Origin of the sequence: Lacinutrix neustonica (assembly GCF_026625145.1) — a bacterium.
Lineage (GTDB): Bacteria > Bacteroidota > Bacteroidia > Flavobacteriales > Flavobacteriaceae > Lacinutrix > Lacinutrix neustonica.
Genome location: NZ_CP113088.1, coordinates 1,254,643 through 1,270,728 on the forward strand (window position 1 = coordinate 1,254,643; position 16,086 = coordinate 1,270,728).

Genomic DNA, 16,086 nt, shown 5'->3' on the forward strand with positions numbered 1-16,086 from the left:
GACTGTCATAAAGTATAAGCCGAAGCTACTTGAGATAAGTCTATGGCTCTATCTGAAGTCATGGTAGATAAATCTACTGATGTTATAAAGCGTCCATTAATATCATGTATTTCAGCTATTAACAAATTTACTTGCCCCACTTTTTTCAAATTAAAAATACCATTTGACGGATTTGGATACACCGTTACTAAGCTATCAATGGCATTAAACTGTTTCGTTGATAGTGTGTATGCACAATTGTAAACCACAAACTCATCAATATACCAGCCTTCAACACCATTACATCCATCTGACCCAAAGTCAAATCTTATTTGGAATGAACTATTAGCTGTAATCCCTAATGACGACAAATCAATAATACTTGTTCCCCAACTGCCTTTGTTTGCTCCTTCATCTGATGCTGTAAAAGCATTTTGTCCACCCATAGGGTTATCATTTCCTGCCGCTTGATCATTTAAAACACCATTATAAGGATTGGTTGTAAATGCTACTGGAGGAAGCACATTAAATGGTCCTCCGTTTATGCTAATTTTAAGATTACCACCATCCCAATTTGGTTCGGTTGCCACGTAATGATTAAAAGCTAATTCATAAATACCATCAGTAAAATCTGGTGTGGTAATTATCGGACTTTCTATACGTAAAATACCATTTTGGAAATCTGTTGAACAATCACCACCATATAAATCACCAATGGGCGCATTAACAGCATAAATACCGCTGCCAGTTCTATTATTAGGTAAATCTGTTTTTAGTTCCCAATCCCTTGGAGTCCATGTCGCACTAGTTGCTATCACTTGATCTAAGGTCCAATTTCCCAAACCATTTTCCCAATCCTCAAAAAAGATTGGACTATCTTCTGATGAGGCACATAAATCCGGTGCAGGGGCTAATATAGGTTCATAACCACAAGCATCCGGATTAACTCTTAATTCTACGGCTAAGATTGCCTTATTTACCTGATCAACATCTGCTGTAGTAATTACCTCTCCGGACGACCCCACTGGTGTCTCCTCTGTAGTTAATCCTTCTAAATTAATACCTAATAAGTCATTTGCTGACGCTTCAAGCGCATCTGCCAAGTTTTTAAAATCGCTGGTTGCTGTTAAGTATTGACTTTGTGCTCTCCAAAAAATATGAGCGGCTTTAGTAAAGCCTATGCCATTAATCACTTGACCGTTATAACTCCCTCCATCCACTAACAAAGCATAAGCATGGTTTGGAACTCGCAATTGATATGCACGCCGCCACTATCGGTAGTACCGCATAAGTACTGTCCGTCTGTTACTTTTCCTGGGTCTCCTTTACACGTTGGATTCCACATGTCTCTAATATTACCCCCAAAAGCGGTGGCATCTTCTCCTATTTTCCATCTATTCGATTCCCCACAAGTTTGAAGTGTCCGCACGGCATTATTCTCTCCGCCATCCTCATAACTATTTAATAAATCTATTGTTTCTCCCCAAATATCTGAATACGATTCGTTAATCGCTCCGGACTGCCATTGATAAATTAGACCACTTGTTCCCCCTGTATAAGCATGTCCCCATTCGTGAGCGATGACATCATCGGCAGCCGTACCATCACAATAATTAGCAGTTGAACCATTCCAGTTCGCATTGGGACAACTAATATTTGGATCGTTATTAACGGTTCTCATTGGCGCATCAGCGCCATCATAAGAAGCATAACCAAATGCGTTATTAAAGAAATGATAAGCATGTCCGGAGGCTACGACTTCATTTTGTTGCCAAATCGTTAGACTCGCTGGAAATGCATCACCTTCTTGCCAAACCGTATTCCCTGTATTGTTTTCGTAAATAGTACGATCTAAAGCATGTGCGATACCCGTATATTGTTCTATTACGACACCTGAATGAGCATCGACAAATAAAAACTCTCTAACATCGCTATTATTTCTTACTTCTACCTCATAAACCAAGTAGTTCGCACTTTGGATTCCTCCCGCCAATCCCTTATTAAACACGTATAATTTAGTATCGTGAACTAACAGTGATGCCCCTGAATAATTAATTTCTTGATTATAAACATCCTGTAATGCAATAACTTGAGCTTCCTCTTTACTTAAATTAGGAACTGCATTTATTTTTATATTAGGAATATAGTTTCCATTAATAGCGGTCAGGTCTTTTTGTTTGTTAAAATGAAACAATAATTTTCCATCATATACTGGAACACCATCATGAAGCTGTTGCAATACAACTCGCCTAGAACTATAGGTGTCCTGTTGTATTTTTAATGAGCCAAATGAGACATTTACATCATTAATGCCATAGACCCTTTTATTAGTTTCTAAAAAATTAAATGCTTTTACGTTTAAGGTTGCTCCTTCAACTTTTAAAGTATTATTATTTTTAAACATAATAAATTCGGGAACTCCGGAAATAGAATTAATGGTTACCGAAGCCTTCGTTTTTGTTTGAAAATCTGAAATCGATTTTCTAAGATTTTGAGCAAATACTGTGCTTGTAAATAACAAGCAAATAGCGAGTAGTTTTAAAATTTTCATTAATTGGTTTTTTTTAGTGCCGCTAAAATAGCTGATTATCAAGCATAAAAAAAGCCTGGATTTGTTAAAATTCAGGCCCAATGTATTTTAAAGCTGTATATATCTAGAACATTTCTCTTCGAGAAAAGTGAAAAGCACCTTCAATAGCTGCGTTTTCATCACTATCACTACCATGTACAGCATTTTCTCCAATAGAAGCTGCATATAATTTTCTAATGGTACCTTCTGCAGCATCTGCAGGATTTGTAGCTCCAATTAAAGTTCTAAAATCTTCAACGGCGTTATCTTTTTCCAAGATAGCAGCTACAACAGGTCCACGTGTCATATATTCTACTAATTCTCCAAAGAAAGGTCTTTCGTTGTGTACTGCATAAAATGCTTCAGCATCAGCCTTAGTCATTTGTGTTAATTTCATCGCTACAATTCTAAATCCTGAAGCGTTGATCTTTTCTAATATTGCGCCAATGTGTCCTTTTTCAACACTGTCTCGGCTTAAGCATCGTAAATGTTCTATTTGTTGCCATTTGTTATTTTTTTATGGCTGCAAAAGTACTGTATTTCTTCAATAAAACAATATAAATCCATATTAAAAAATTGTATCTTCGCACGCTATGAGTACACAAGACATAACAGAGATAAAATCCCTTTTATCTACACCAAAAAAGATAGCCATTATTCCACACAAAAATCCTGATGGTGATGCGATTGGCTCAACATTGGGCCTTTTACATTATCTTTTAAAGTTAAATCATGAAGCCGTAATTATTGCTCCTAATGATTATCCTGATTTTCTAAAATGGCTGCCCAAAGAAAATACTATCTTAAAACATGAAACAGATAAAGAAGCTACCGAAGTCTTTATTATGGAGGCTGATATTCTTTTTACTTTAGACTTTAATGCACTGCATAGAACGGGGCATATGGAAACTGTTTTAGAACAGAGTCCTGCTGTTAAAATAATGATCGATCACCATCAACAACCAGATGACTACGCTAATTATATGTTTAGTGATGTCTCTATGAGTTCAACCTGTGAAATGGTCTATCATTTTTTAGAAAAACTTGAGGCCTTAGAGGACATCGATGGAGCTATTGCAACCTGTCTTTATGTAGGTATAATGACCGATACTGGGTCCTTTAGATTTCGCTCAACAACGAGTACAACTCACCGTATTATTGCCGATTTAATTGATAAAGGCGCAGACAATACGCAAATACATAATAACGTTTACGATACTAATAGTTATAATCGATTACAACTTCTAGGCTGTGCGTTGAGTAATTTAAAAGTCTTACCGGAATTCCGAACGGCCTACATCACACTATCGCAAGAAGAATTACAAAAACTAGACTATAAAAAAGGGGACACAGAAGGTTTTGTTAACTATGCCTTATCATTAAATGATGCTATATTAGCAGCGATTTTTATTGAAGACAAAAATCAAGGTATTATTAAAATCTCCTTACGATCAAAAGGCGATTTTTCTGTAAACGAATTATCACGGGCACATTTTGAGGGAGGCGGACATACAAACGCTGCTGGAGGAAAAAGCGACACCACTTTATCTCAAACCGTTGAAAAATTTATTAGTATATTACCGCACTATAAAACAGCCTTAAACAATGAATAAAATACCGGTATTTCTTTTACTAATCTTATGTATTAGTTCTTGTAAAACGCCGGAAGCCCGTAAACCTGAATCTGTAAGCACAGGATCTTTTATTAATGAGTCTGCCGATCGAAATAAGAAATTATTCAGTTTAGAACAGGATCAAATAGAAGCCTACATTACAAATCAAGAGGAGAAACTTTTTATACCTTCAGAACTCGGTTTTTGGTTTTCAAAAGATACCATACAACAAGATAGCACATTAAAAACGCCAAACTTTGGTGACCTCATCTCATACGAACATTATATCGCAGACTTAAATGGACAAATCATTTATACGCGAGAAGAATTAAAAGCACGTGACTATGCCATGGATAAACAGGAATTGTTTACAGGCTTACGAGAAGGGCTCAAACTTATGAAAGCAGGTGAAACTTATACCTTTATTTTTCCATCTCAAAAAGCCTATGGTTATTATGGCGATGAAAATAAAATTGGAGCTAACCTCCCTATAGTCACCCAAGTTACAGTAAATTCAATCACAACAAATTAATACAAATTCAATGAATAATTTAATGCAAACTATGAAAATTTTAATTATTGCGCTTCTCGTTAGTGCAACTGCAGCCTCTTGTCAAGAGACGTATCCAGATTTAGAAGATGGATTATATGCTGAAATTGTAACGAATAAAGGAACCATGGTCGCCAAATTAAACTATGCTTTAGCACCGGTAACTGTTGCAAACTTTGTGTCGCTTGCTGAAGGGACAAATACAAAGGTAGATTCTATCTATAAAGGAAAAAAATTCTATAACGGTGTTACATTTCATCGTGTCATTGATGGATTTATGATTCAAGGTGGTGATCCAACTGCTACAGGTGGTGGTAATCCAGGGTACCGTTTTAAAGATGAAATAAACAGTGCGAAACACGATAAACCTGGGGTGCTATCTATGGCTAATTCGGACCTGCTACCAACGGATCTCAGTTTTTCATAACAGAAGTGGCTACACCAAATTTAGATCCTAAACACACCGTTTTTGGAGAATTAGTTATTGGGTTAAATGTTCAAGATTCTATTTCTAACGTTAAGGTATTACAGCCTAGAGTTAAAGATAAGCCGGAGGCGGATGTCGTTATGGAAGAAGTAAACATTATTAGAAAAGGTGCAGAAGCCAAAGCATTTAATGCCCCTAAAGTTTTCGATGATTATTTTGTAGAATTGGAAGAAGAGACTAAAAAGCAAGAGGCATTACTTGAGGCTTCACGTGAAAAATTTATAAAAGATAATGAAAATTTAGAAGGAGAAGTCATTCGTTTACCTTCAGGGGTTGTAATGATTAAAACGAAAGAAGGCACTGGTGTTGTGCCAACACCTCAACAACAAGTATTAATTGACTACGCGGGCTACTTAGAAGATGGTACTTTATTTGATACCAGTTGGGCATCTGCTGCTAAAGACGCTGGAAAATATGATGAAAACAGAGATAAGAGTGGTGGCTATAAACCATTTCCTACAATATACAGCACTAGGGCGCGTCTAGCACCTGGATTTAGAGAAGCGATGTTGAATATGAAAGTTGGTGAAAAAGCTAGAATATTTATTCCTTCATTTTTAGGGTATGGCAGTAGAGATTATGGGCCAATTCCTGGGAATTCAAACTTGATCTTTGATATTGAAATTGTAGATCTTGTTAAATAGATAAGCAACTTATTATTAATAAAAAAAGCCTTCAAAATAAATTTTGAAGGCTTTTTTACTTGTATGACATTCCTTATTTTTTTGGAATGTTTTTGAGAATTTCTAGAACAAATGCCCAGTATTTTTTTGCTGAAGAGATACTCGCTCGTTCATCCGGTGAATGCGCCCCTCTAATGGTAGGCCCAAAACTTATCATTTCCATGTCCGGATAATTACTTCCTAAAATGCCACATTCCGAGACCTGCATGACAAGCGGCTACATGTGCTGGCTCCCCATTAATCTTTTCATATAAACTACTTAATACTTTTAAAATAGAAGCGTCCATGTTTGGTGTCCAGCCCGGATAATCCCCAGAAAACTCAACTTCACAACCTGTCAATTCAAAAGTCGCACGCAAAGTGTTTGCTAAATCCATTTTAGAACTGTCTACCGATGATCGTGTTAAACAGCCTATTTTTATGTCACCTTCTTTTACAATAACTCTAGCTACATTATTAGAGGTTTCCACTAAATCAGGAATATCGGCACTCATTCTATATACCCCATTTACAGCAGCATATAAAGCACGTGTTAGGCCTTCTTGAACACCCAAATCCATTATTTTATCAGGTGTTTCCGTTTTTGAAACCACTATTTCTAAATCGGTTCTAGAGTTTTTAATTCACTCTTTATGATTTCAGCCAATTGACTCATTGCAGCATTAAACACAGCGTCATTTACAGTATCTATAGCAACAATCGCTTTACTTTCTCTAGGTATCGCGTTACGCAAACTTCCCCCATCAATTTCTGAAATACGTAATCCAAAATTCTCAAAACCATCAAACAACAGTCGGTTCATAATTTTATTAGCATTACCCAATCCTTTATGAATATCCATCCCCGAATGCCCGCCTTGCAAACCTTTAATCTTAATTTCATACCCCAATTTAAACTCAGGCGTTTCTTCCTCATTGTATGCTCTTGTTGCTGTTACATCAATACCGCCTGCGCAACCTACTCCTATTTCATCATCTTCTTCTGTATCTAAATTTAATAGAATACCGCCGGATAACAAACCGCCTTTTAAACCCATAGCACCAGTCATCCCCGTTTCTTCATCAATAGTAAATAAAGCTTCTATGGCTGGGTGTTCAATGTCTTTACTTTCTAAAAGAGCCATAATGGTTGCCACTCCTAGTCCATTATCGGCACCTAAGGTTGTGCCTTTTGCACGAACCCAATCTCCATCAACATACATCTCTATGCCTTGGGTATCAAAATCAAAAGTAGTTTCTGCATTTTTTTGATGAACCATATCTAAATGGGATTGCATCACAATGGTTACTCTATCTTCCATCCCCGCTGTCGCCGGTTTTTTTATAATCACATTCCCTACCTCATCTTCAAACACTTCTAAACCTAGTTTACTACCAAAGTCTTTCATAAAAGAAATAACACGCGCTTCTTTTTTGGATGCTCTTGGTACCGCATTTAAATCTGCAAACTTATTCCACAATGGTTTAGGCTCTAAACTTCTTATTTCTGAATTCATTTTCTGTGTTTTTAGTTTTACAAAGGTAATTATTCAGTAGTCATTTTTGTAAACATTTACTTAAATTTGAAATATGTTTAAAAACAAAAAACAAATCATTGCTCTTGCTATTATTCCAGCATTTATAGTGGTAAAGATTTTAGCACAATTCCCCGCATTTATTGAAACCTATTATAGTAATGGTCTATATCCTATACTGTCAAAAATGCTGCGCTATTGTTTGGGGTGGCTTCCTTTTTCTTTTGGTGATTTTGTATACTCCTTTGCAATTATCTACAGCATAAGATGGCTTATTATTAATCGAAAACGAGCCGCTAAGGATTTCAAAAACTGGAGCATTGATATTCTTGCAGCCGTGTCTATTGTATATGTTGCGTTTCATTTGTTTTGGGCCATGAATTATTACCGCTTACCACTGCACCAAAATCTAAATTTAGACCCGGAATACACTACGGAGGCATTGATTGCTGTCTCAGAGAAGCTCATCGCAAAATCGAATACTCTGCATCTTCAAATTGTTGGTCACGACAGTATGAAAGTTGAATTTCCATACACTAAAAATGAGGTTATTAACAAAACGCCCTTAGGATATAAAGCTTTGGAAGAAGACTTTCCCCATTTAGAATACAAAGGTAAAAGCATTAAAAAATCATTACTGAGTTGGCCTCTAACATATATGGGATTTAGTGGCTATTTAAATCCGTTAACCAACGAAGCGCATGTCAATAGTTTCATTCCTATATTTAAAATTGCCACCACTGCCTCGCATGAAGTCGCACACGAATTAGGCTATGCTGCAGAGAACGAAGCCAATTTTATAGCCTGTTTAGCAGCCACTAGTCATGAAGATATTTATTTCAATTATTCACGGTTACACGTTTGGTTTACGCCATTGTTTACATGAAATATACCGAAGAGATCCAGAAGAATATGAGCGGTTAGTGACCACCATAAATCCTGGTATATTAAAAAATTATCAGGAAGTTCGTGATTTTTGGGAATCAAGGAGTAATCCTATTGAGCCCCTGTTTCAATCTACTTATAATGGCTTTTTAATAGCAAACAATCAAACAGATGGGATGAAGAGTTACAGCTATGTTGTGGCCTTATTGGTTAACTATTTTAAAAACAAATCACTCTAACGCAGTACTCACAAAAATATTAAAACACTAGTATTTTTTTTATCTCCAAGTTTCATAACTAAATTTCAATGCCTAAAATGAGCTTAAAAAGTTAAAAACTAACAATCGTTTGTTTTGAAGCGCATCTAATTATTATATTTAACAACTAAATCCTTTTAAATCAACCCATGACCAAAAAACTTATAGTATTCAGTTGTTTTTTGTGCAGTTTATTAAGTCTTGCACAAGAACACATTCCTAAAAATGACGGTGTAAAAACCATTCACTCCAATTTCACAGCCTTTAAAAACGCCAAAATTCATATCTCACCTAACCAGGTGATAGAAAATGGGACTTTACTTATAAAAGATGGTAAAGTGGTCTCTGTTGGCACAGCTGTATCCATTCCAAAAAATTGTTTAGTAAACGATTTGTCCGGAAAAAGTATTTATCCGTCGTTTATAGATATCTACTCTACATTTGGTATTAAAAAAATAGAGCCCCCAAGTGGCGATTCAAAAAGCCCTCAATATGATGCCTCTCGTGAAGGCTTTTATTGGAATGACCACATGAGAGCAGATCAAAATGCCTTAGACCACTTTGAGTATGATGACAAGGAAGCCGAGACACTTCGCAAAGCAGGTTTTGGCGTGGTGAACACACATATTGAAGATGGTATTGTTCGTGGTACGGGTACTTTAATAGCTTTAAATTCTGAAGATAGCGATGCCAAAAGAATCCTTTCTGCAAGCTCAGCGCAATATTTAGGAACCAGTAAAAGTAAAACATCAAGACAATCTTATCCCAATTCTATCATGGGTGCTTTTGCTTTACTACGTCAAGTAAATATGGATGCCGATTGGTATGCTTCGGGAAATATAAAAGAAAAAGACCGTGCCTTAGAAGCCTTTATTGCGAATAGGAACATGGTTCAAATTATTGAAGCGGGCAGTAAAATGAATGCACTTCGATTGGATAAAATTGGAGATCAGGTTAATACACAATATGTATTTGTTGGTGGTGGTGATGAGTATGAATACATAAAAGACATTAAGGCAACTAAAGGGAGCTTTATTATACCCTTGAATTTTCCTGATGCTTATGATATGGAAAATCCTTTTTTAGCCAGTTCTATTCAATTAGATGAATTAAGAGAGTGGAATCAAAAACCTTCGAACCCTAAAATCTTAGCCGATAATAATGTTCCTTTTGCCTTGTCAACCTACAAGCTGAAAGACTCTAAAGATTTCATGGCTAACCTTCGTAAAGCCATAGAAGCAGGGCTATCGAAAGAAAAAGCACTAGCGGCATTAACCACCGTGCCCGCGCAAATCATTGGTAAAAGTACGCTTTTAGGTACATTAAATACTGGTGCTTATGCTAATTTTCTAGTGACTTCAGGCGATTTGTTCGATAAAAAAACAATTATTTATCAAAACTGGGTGACTGGTATTAAAAACGAGTTAGTTGCAATAGACACTAAAGATATTCGAGGGGATTATTCGTTTAACTTAGGAACCACAGCGTATGAATTAACCATTAAAGGTGAACTAGAAAAATTAAAATCTGAAGTTAAAGCAGACAACAAAAAATTAGGTTCAAAAATTAGCCTTGAAGGCGATTGGTTAAATCTCACCTTCTCTACAATAGACACCACCAAACACCAATTTATTAGATTGGTTTCTAATGTAGATAATACGACTAGTTTTAGCGGAAAAGCGTATCTCCCTAACGGAAATCAAACCTCTTTTATCGCAAAAAAAACCGAAAAAGTCAACGCTTCGGAAGATAAAAAGGAAGACAAAAAAGAAGAGAACGATGAAGATGAGCAGGAAGCATTTTTGGAAGCCAAAAGTTTCTATCCCGTAACGTTTCCCAACATGGCTTACGGCTTTAAAACCTTACCACAGCAAGAAACTTTGCTTTTTAAAAACGTCACGGTATGGACTAATGAAAAGGAAGGCATTATTAAAAATACCGATGTATTGATTAAGGGCGGGAAAATTTCAAAAATTGGCGAAAACCTCAATGCTTCTGATGCTAAAATTATTGATGGTAAAGGCAAACATTTAACATCCGGTATTATTGACGAGCATGCACACATTGCAACGGCTTCGGTAAACGAATCTGGTCATAATTCTACAGCTGAGGTCACACAAGAAGATGTTATTGACCCGGAGGACATTAATATTTATCGCAATCCGGCTGGAGGTGTTACTTCTATTCAAATTTTACATGGTTCTGCGAATCCCATTGGTGGTCGCTCTGCCATTATTAAATTAAAATGGGGAGAATCTGCCGATCATTTACTGTATAAAGACATGCCGAAGTTCATCAAATTTGCACTCGGTGAAAACGTGAAGCAGAGTAACTGGGGAGCCAACAACACCATACGATTCCCACAAACAAGAATGGGAGTTGAGCAAGTGTACATCGATTATTTTCAACGTGCAAAAGAATATGATGCCTTGAAGAAAAGTGGGAAGCCCTATCGTAAAGATGTAGAGATGGAAACCCTTGCTGAAATTTTAAATAAAGAGCGTTTTATTAGTTGTCACTCATATATTCAAAGTGAGATTAATATGTTAATGAAGGTAGCAGAGCAGTTTAATTTTAACATTAATACGTTTACACACATTTTAGAAGGCTATAAAGTGGCCGATAAAATGAAAGCACATGGTGTTGGAGGGTCAACCTTTAGTGATTGGTGGGCCTATAAATATGAAGTAAACGATGCGATTCCATATAACGCTGCCATCATGCATAATGCAGGAGTCACCGTCGCCATAAATAGTGACGACAGTGAGATGTCAAGACGACTAAATCAAGAAGCTGCCAAGTCTGTGAAATACGGAAATATTAGTGAAGAAGAGGCTTGGAAGTTTGTCACTTTAAACCCTGCGAAGTTATTACACATTGATGATCGTGTGGGAAGTATTAAAGTTGGGAAAGATGCCGATGTCGTATTATGGAGCGACCACCCCCTATCTATTTATGCTAAAGCAGAAAAAACGATTATCGAAGGGGTTACTTATTTTGATATTGATCGTGATAAACAATTGCGTGTGTCTATTGAGAAAGAAAAAAATGAATTAACGAATTTAATGCTGCAGGCTAAAAACAAGGGGTTAAAAACAAAGCCTATAGAAAAGAAAGAAAAACAACACTTTCACTGCGACACAAACTTTTAGTACGTAGTATTTGTCTACACGCATATAAATAAATATAATTTTCAAAATGAAAAATTTAAAACATAAAATACTTGGTTTTGCTTTACTACTTTCCATGGTAGTTTTCGCACAACAAACACCCGCACCAAAGCAAAAAAAGGACATTGCTATTTTTGGAGCGACCGCTCATATTGGTGATGGCACGGTGATAGAAAACAGCTGTTTGATTATTAAAGACGGAAAAATCGCAACTATTGCCAGTGCGGAACAAGTGAAATTTAATGTAAAGGGTATGGACATTATTACGGCAACTGGCCAACATATTTATCCAGGTTTCATTGCTCCAAATTCGACATTAGGTTTGGTAGAAGTCGATGCCGTTCGAGCGTCCAATGATGCCGATGAAGTGGGTGCAATGAACCCACATATTCGCAGTTTAATTGCTTATAACACAGAATCTAAAATTGTAGAATCAATGCGGCCAAACGGTGTATTGATGGGACAGATTACACCTCGTGGCGGCCGTCTTTCGGGTACATCCTCTATTGTACAATTTGATGCATGGAATTGGGAAGATGCCGTCATTAAAGAAGATGATGGTATTCATATGAACTGGCCCCGTGCCTTTACTCGTGGCCGCTGGTGGTTAGGGGAACCCTCTAACTTAAAAGTTAACAAAGAATACAGTAAACAAGTGGACAATGTGACGGCTTATTTTAACGAAAGTAAAGCCTATCAGGCTGGTGATAAATCACCCAAACACCTCCCATTTGAAGCATTACAGGGTTTATTTGATGGTTCTAAAAAATTATATGTGCATGTGAATTCTGAAAAAGGCATTACCGACGCTATTACTTTTGTTAAAGAAAACGGCGTTCAACATATGGTTATTGTTGGTGGCTATGAGGCATATAAGGTGGCCAATCTGCTAAAGCACCATAACGTTCCTTTGCTATTACAACGGGTACACAGCGAACCCAATAGTGATGACGATGATTACGATCTACCTTTTAAACAAGCCAAACAGTTAGTCGATCTTGGTATTTTAGTAGGTTTAGAAAATGCAGGAGGTATGGAGCGTATGAATGCTAGAAACTTACCTTTTCTTGCAGGTACATGTGCTGCATATGGACTAGATAAAGAACAAGCTTTAAGCCTGATTACCTTAAATACGGCTAAGATATTAGGTATTGAAAATCAGGTTGGCTCTCTTGAAGTTGGTAAAGATGCTACCCTTTTTATAAGTGAAGGGGATGCATTAGATATGCGTACCAACAAATTGACCAAAGCTTTTATCCAAGGGCGCGATATTAGTTTAGAATCGCACCAAACCGAATTATACAAACGTTATTCTAATAAATATAAGCAATAGAATCTCTTTTTTTATTCATAAAAAGGCGAGCAATCATTATCAGGACTGCTCGCCTTTTCTTATAAGATGTATAGGCTTTATGGTTTGCATGACGCTACTATTTAAATTACAACTATCATTAAAAGATGCTTTTCATATATAATGGCTCCGAAATTTTTAGTTCAGTCGTTAACTAGAAACACGTTTTACAATTTATTACTGTAAATTTGCGCTAAACGATATTTAAATAATGGTGTTTAAACAAATCTCTAGCACACAAAACGCGCTAATAAAACAGATTGTTTTATTAAAAGAAAAATCCCGTGAGCGAAAAAAAACAGGCCTGTTTATTGTAGAAGGTGCACGAGAAATACAATTGGCTTTAAAAGGAGGCTACACCCTCGAAACGCTATTGTTTTATTCTGAATTATACTCTGAAAGCACGCTGAAAAGCTTAAATACTTCAGCAGATATTATAGAAATAAATAAAGAGGTCTATCAAAAAATTGCCTATCGTGATACTACTGAAGGTATTATTGCCATAATTAAAAGCAAGAAAAACACTATTTCTGATTTAAAATTCAACAGCAAAAATCCTTTAGTTTTAGTCGCTGAAGCTCCGTGAAAAACCAGGTAATATTGGTGCCATTTTACGTACTGCTGATGCTGCAAAGGTGGATGCTGTTATTATTGCTAATCCTAAAACGGATTTATACAACCCGAATATTGTGCGCTCTAGTGTGGGTTGTTTATTTACGAATCAAATTGCTACTGGAAGTACAACCGAAATTATTATCTTTCTTAAATCAAAAAATATTAATATTTATAGCGCTATCTTACAAGAATCTGAAGCGTATCACGCTCAAGATTTCACAACACCAACGGCAATAGTTGTTGGTACAGAAGCCACTGGATTGAGCCAAGAATGGCGAGACGCCTCTACTCAAAATATTAGTATCCCCATGCAAGGCGCTATTGATTCCATGAATGTTTCTGTTGCTGCTGGAATTCTTATTTTTGAAGCAAAACGACAACGAAACTTTATATAAAGGAATTTCTAATAAACACCATGTCACAAACTAAAAAAAGGCTATGACTCCAACAACGTTATTTTATATTATAATTGCGATTATCACCACCAACTTTATCATCGACAAGATCCTGGAGGCGCTAAATGCTAAGCACTTTAGGGATACGATTCCGAAGCTTTAAAGGATGTTTATGATACTGCCGAATACCAAAAATCTCAAGCGTATAAAAAGGCCAATTATAATTTCGGGTTAATGACTTCTAGCTTTTCTTTAGTAATCACACTGGCTTTTTTCTTTTTTGATGGTTTTGCCTGGGTTGATGCTTTGGCACGGGAATATGCTTCTAATAGTATTATGATTACACTTATTTTCTTCGGAATCATCATGCTGGGCAGTGATATTTTAACCACACCTTTCTCCTATTACAAAACCTTTGTTATTGAAGCACGCTTTGGATTTAATAAAACGACAAAAAAGACCTTTCTTTTAGACAAACTAAAAGGTTGGCTGATGCTCATTGTTGTCGGTGGTGGATTATTAGCAGTATTGACTTGGTTTTATGAGTCTACAGGTAACATGTTTTGGATTTATGCTTGGATACTCATGACCTTCTTTACCCTTTTTATGAACCTCTTCTATTCACGATTAATTGTACCGTTATTTAATAAACAAACCCCTTTAGAAGCTAACGCACTTCAGGATGCCCTTTCTAAATATGCACAATCTGTAGGTTTTAATCTCGATAAAATTTTTGTAATTGACGGCTCAAAACGCAGTACCAAAGCCAATGCCTATTTCTCAGGATTTGGACGCGAGAAACGCGTGACACTTTATGATACTTTGATTAATGATTTAAAGGTAGATGAAATTGTTGCTGTTTTAGCACATGAGGTGGGGCATTATAAACGCAAACACATTATTTTTAATTTGGCCGCTTCAGTAGCACTCACCGGTTTTACTTTATTTGTACTGTCGCTCTTAATTTCAAATCCAGTACTTTCTCAAGCCTTAGGTGTTGCCACTCCAAGCTTTCATATCGGTTTAATTGCTTTTGGAATTCTATATTCTCCGCTTTCTGAAATTACTGGCCTAATCATGAATTGGTTTTCACGGAAATTCGAATACCAAGCAGACGACTATGCTAAAACGACCTATGAAGCAGAACCTATGATGCGCGCACTTAAAAAACTGTCTAAAAACAGCTTGACTAATTTAACCCCACATCCTGCTTATGTATTTATGCACTATTCGCATCCTACATTACTGGAACGCATTAACAATTTAAAAGAATAAGTGGGCTGCACTTTAAACAATTATTAAAGCCTTGGGCACTCATGATTGTTATTTGGTTACGTAAGAAGTGACGTTTTCGAGGGGGTAGCTATTAGTGCTCTAATTTAAGGGATGAATTACTCTACAAAAAAATCAAAATATTGATTGCGATAGGGTTCGCCTCTTAAAGTAAAATGCCACCATTCTTGGGCGTAATTTCTAAACCCATGATCTGCCATTACTTTTTGAAGCAGTTGTCGATTTACACGCTGTGTGGTGTTTAAGTTACTGTTTTTTATCCAAGAGGCACTACCAAAAAAATCATAAGGAGACCCCATATCTAAAGGGATTCCGGTTTCTAAATTAGCGATTGTGATATCTAAAGTACTTCCACTGCTGTGCCTTGATTTTGAAGCTATATAGCCCTCCTTAAATAGGTTTTTCTTTTGTACATCTGGATAAAAAACACCCTTCATTAGCGTATCACGCTCCACTTTTGCCCAGCGTACAAAATGATTAACAGCAGCTTGTGGCCGGTAAGCATCATAAATCAAAATTGACAAATTTTGTTTGGCCAATTTTGTTTGTGCTTTTTTTAAAGCAGCAGCCGCTTCTAAAGTTAAAATTGCCACAGAATTAACGTAACCATCTATAGGTGTTCCCACAAAATTATTGGTACCACAATAGCGCAGTTCGGTTTGGATGGTAGGAATAACGTCCTTGACATACACAAAACCCTCTCGGTAATTGTGCAAAACAAAAAAA

At 36.5% G+C, this 16,086-nt stretch carries 9 protein-coding genes and 5 pseudogenes; 9 read left to right on the forward strand and 5 right to left on the reverse strand.

Annotation, left to right across the window (positions count from 1 at the left end; all coding sequences use genetic code 11):
• Window positions 1–5 precede the first annotated feature (5 nt).
• The 3 genes and pseudogenes from N7U66_RS06995 to N7U66_RS07005 all read right to left on the reverse strand — a co-directional run bounded on the left by N7U66_RS06995 (window position 6) and on the right by N7U66_RS07005 (window position 3,054).
• A complete protein-coding gene (locus N7U66_RS06995) occupies window positions 6–1,199 on the reverse strand; it encodes a T9SS type A sorting domain-containing protein (protein WP_267678490.1) in 1,194 nt (397 codons plus the stop codon).
• A complete protein-coding gene (locus tag N7U66_RS07000; RefSeq protein ID WP_267677880.1) occupies window positions 1,199–2,530 on the reverse strand; it encodes a M4 family metallopeptidase in 1,332 nt (443 codons plus the stop codon). Before N7U66_RS07000 ends, N7U66_RS06995 begins: the two co-directional genes overlap by 1 nt.
• 103 nt (window positions 2,531–2,633) lie before the next feature.
• Window positions 2,634–3,054: pseudogene (locus N7U66_RS07005) on the reverse strand (nucleoside-diphosphate kinase).
• Window positions 3,055–3,141: 87 nt separating this feature from the next.
• Between N7U66_RS07005 and N7U66_RS07010 the strand changes: the two are divergent.
• The 3 genes and pseudogenes from N7U66_RS07010 (at window position 3,142) to N7U66_RS07020 (ending at window position 5,842) form a co-directional block, all read left to right on the forward strand.
• Window positions 3,142–4,161 (forward strand): DHH family phosphoesterase, encoded by a 1,020-nt coding sequence (locus N7U66_RS07010; RefSeq protein ID WP_267677881.1) that lies wholly within the window; start codon window positions 3,142–3,144, stop codon window positions 4,159–4,161.
• Complete coding sequence (gene gldI / locus N7U66_RS07015) at window positions 4,154–4,693, forward strand: gliding motility-associated peptidyl-prolyl isomerase GldI (protein WP_267677882.1); 540 nt, start codon at window positions 4,154–4,156, stop codon at window positions 4,691–4,693. The genes N7U66_RS07010 and gldI overlap by 8 nt, the downstream gene beginning before the upstream one ends.
• A gap of 31 nt (window positions 4,694–4,724) precedes the next feature.
• A pseudogene (locus N7U66_RS07020) lies at window positions 4,725–5,842 on the forward strand (peptidylprolyl isomerase).
• A 73-nt stretch (window positions 5,843–5,915) separates the two neighbouring features.
• Here the strand turns inward: N7U66_RS07020 and N7U66_RS07025 are convergent.
• Window positions 5,916–7,376, reverse strand: a pseudogene (locus tag N7U66_RS07025) (aminoacyl-histidine dipeptidase).
• Window positions 7,377–7,449: 73 nt separating this feature from the next.
• On the opposite strand from N7U66_RS07025, the gene N7U66_RS07030 reads away from it, so the two are divergent.
• The 6 genes and pseudogenes from N7U66_RS07030 to N7U66_RS07050 all read left to right on the forward strand — a co-directional run bounded on the left by N7U66_RS07030 (window position 7,450) and on the right by N7U66_RS07050 (window position 15,342).
• Window positions 7,450–8,280 (forward strand): DUF3810 domain-containing protein, encoded by an 831-nt coding sequence (locus N7U66_RS07030; RefSeq protein ID WP_313791449.1) that lies wholly within the window; start codon window positions 7,450–7,452, stop codon window positions 8,278–8,280.
• A complete protein-coding gene (locus N7U66_RS21520) occupies window positions 8,219–8,518 on the forward strand; it encodes a DUF3810 family protein (RefSeq protein ID WP_313791450.1) in 300 nt (99 codons plus the stop codon). The genes N7U66_RS07030 and N7U66_RS21520 overlap by 62 nt, the downstream gene beginning before the upstream one ends.
• Window positions 8,519–8,685: 167 nt before the next feature.
• The gene (locus N7U66_RS07035; RefSeq protein WP_267677884.1) at window positions 8,686–11,688 is read left to right on the forward strand and encodes an amidohydrolase family protein; all 3,003 of its coding nucleotides are present in this window, start codon (window positions 8,686–8,688) and stop codon (window positions 11,686–11,688) included.
• A gap of 46 nt (window positions 11,689–11,734) precedes the next feature.
• Window positions 11,735–13,039 (forward strand): amidohydrolase family protein, encoded by a 1,305-nt coding sequence (locus N7U66_RS07040; protein ID WP_267677885.1) that lies wholly within the window; start codon window positions 11,735–11,737, stop codon window positions 13,037–13,039.
• 229 nt (window positions 13,040–13,268) lie between these two features.
• Window positions 13,269–14,067, forward strand: a pseudogene (locus tag N7U66_RS07045) (TrmH family RNA methyltransferase).
• A gap of 43 nt (window positions 14,068–14,110) precedes the next feature.
• Window positions 14,111–15,342 (forward strand): annotated as a pseudogene (locus N7U66_RS07050) (M48 family metallopeptidase).
• A gap of 116 nt (window positions 15,343–15,458) precedes the next feature.
• Here N7U66_RS07050 and N7U66_RS07055 read toward each other — a convergent pair.
• Window positions 15,459–16,076, reverse strand: coding sequence for a M15 family metallopeptidase (locus N7U66_RS07055; RefSeq protein WP_267677886.1), 618 nt, complete (start codon window positions 16,074–16,076; stop codon window positions 15,459–15,461).
• Window positions 16,077–16,086: the final 10 nt, after the last annotated feature.

What these genes read in the sequence shown, in the direction of transcription:
- N7U66_RS07040 (WP_267677885.1), top strand. Translation starts at nt 11,735, where the DNA reads ATGAAAAATTTAAAACATAAAATACTTGGTTTTGCTTTACTACTTTCC.
- N7U66_RS07030 (WP_313791449.1), top strand. Translation starts at nt 7,450, where the DNA reads ATGTTTAAAAACAAAAAACAAATCATTGCTCTTGCTATTATTCCAGCA.
- gldI (WP_267677882.1), top strand. Translation starts at nt 4,154, where the DNA reads ATGAATAAAATACCGGTATTTCTTTTACTAATCTTATGTATTAGTTCT.
- N7U66_RS07000 (WP_267677880.1), bottom strand. Translation starts at nt 2,530, where the DNA reads ATGAAAATTTTAAAACTACTCGCTATTTGCTTGTTATTTACAAGCACA.
- N7U66_RS07010 (WP_267677881.1), top strand. Translation starts at nt 3,142, where the DNA reads ATGAGTACACAAGACATAACAGAGATAAAATCCCTTTTATCTACACCA.
- N7U66_RS07035 (WP_267677884.1), top strand. Translation starts at nt 8,686, where the DNA reads ATGACCAAAAAACTTATAGTATTCAGTTGTTTTTTGTGCAGTTTATTA.
- N7U66_RS21520 (WP_313791450.1), top strand. Translation starts at nt 8,219, where the DNA reads ATGAAGATATTTATTTCAATTATTCACGGTTACACGTTTGGTTTACGC.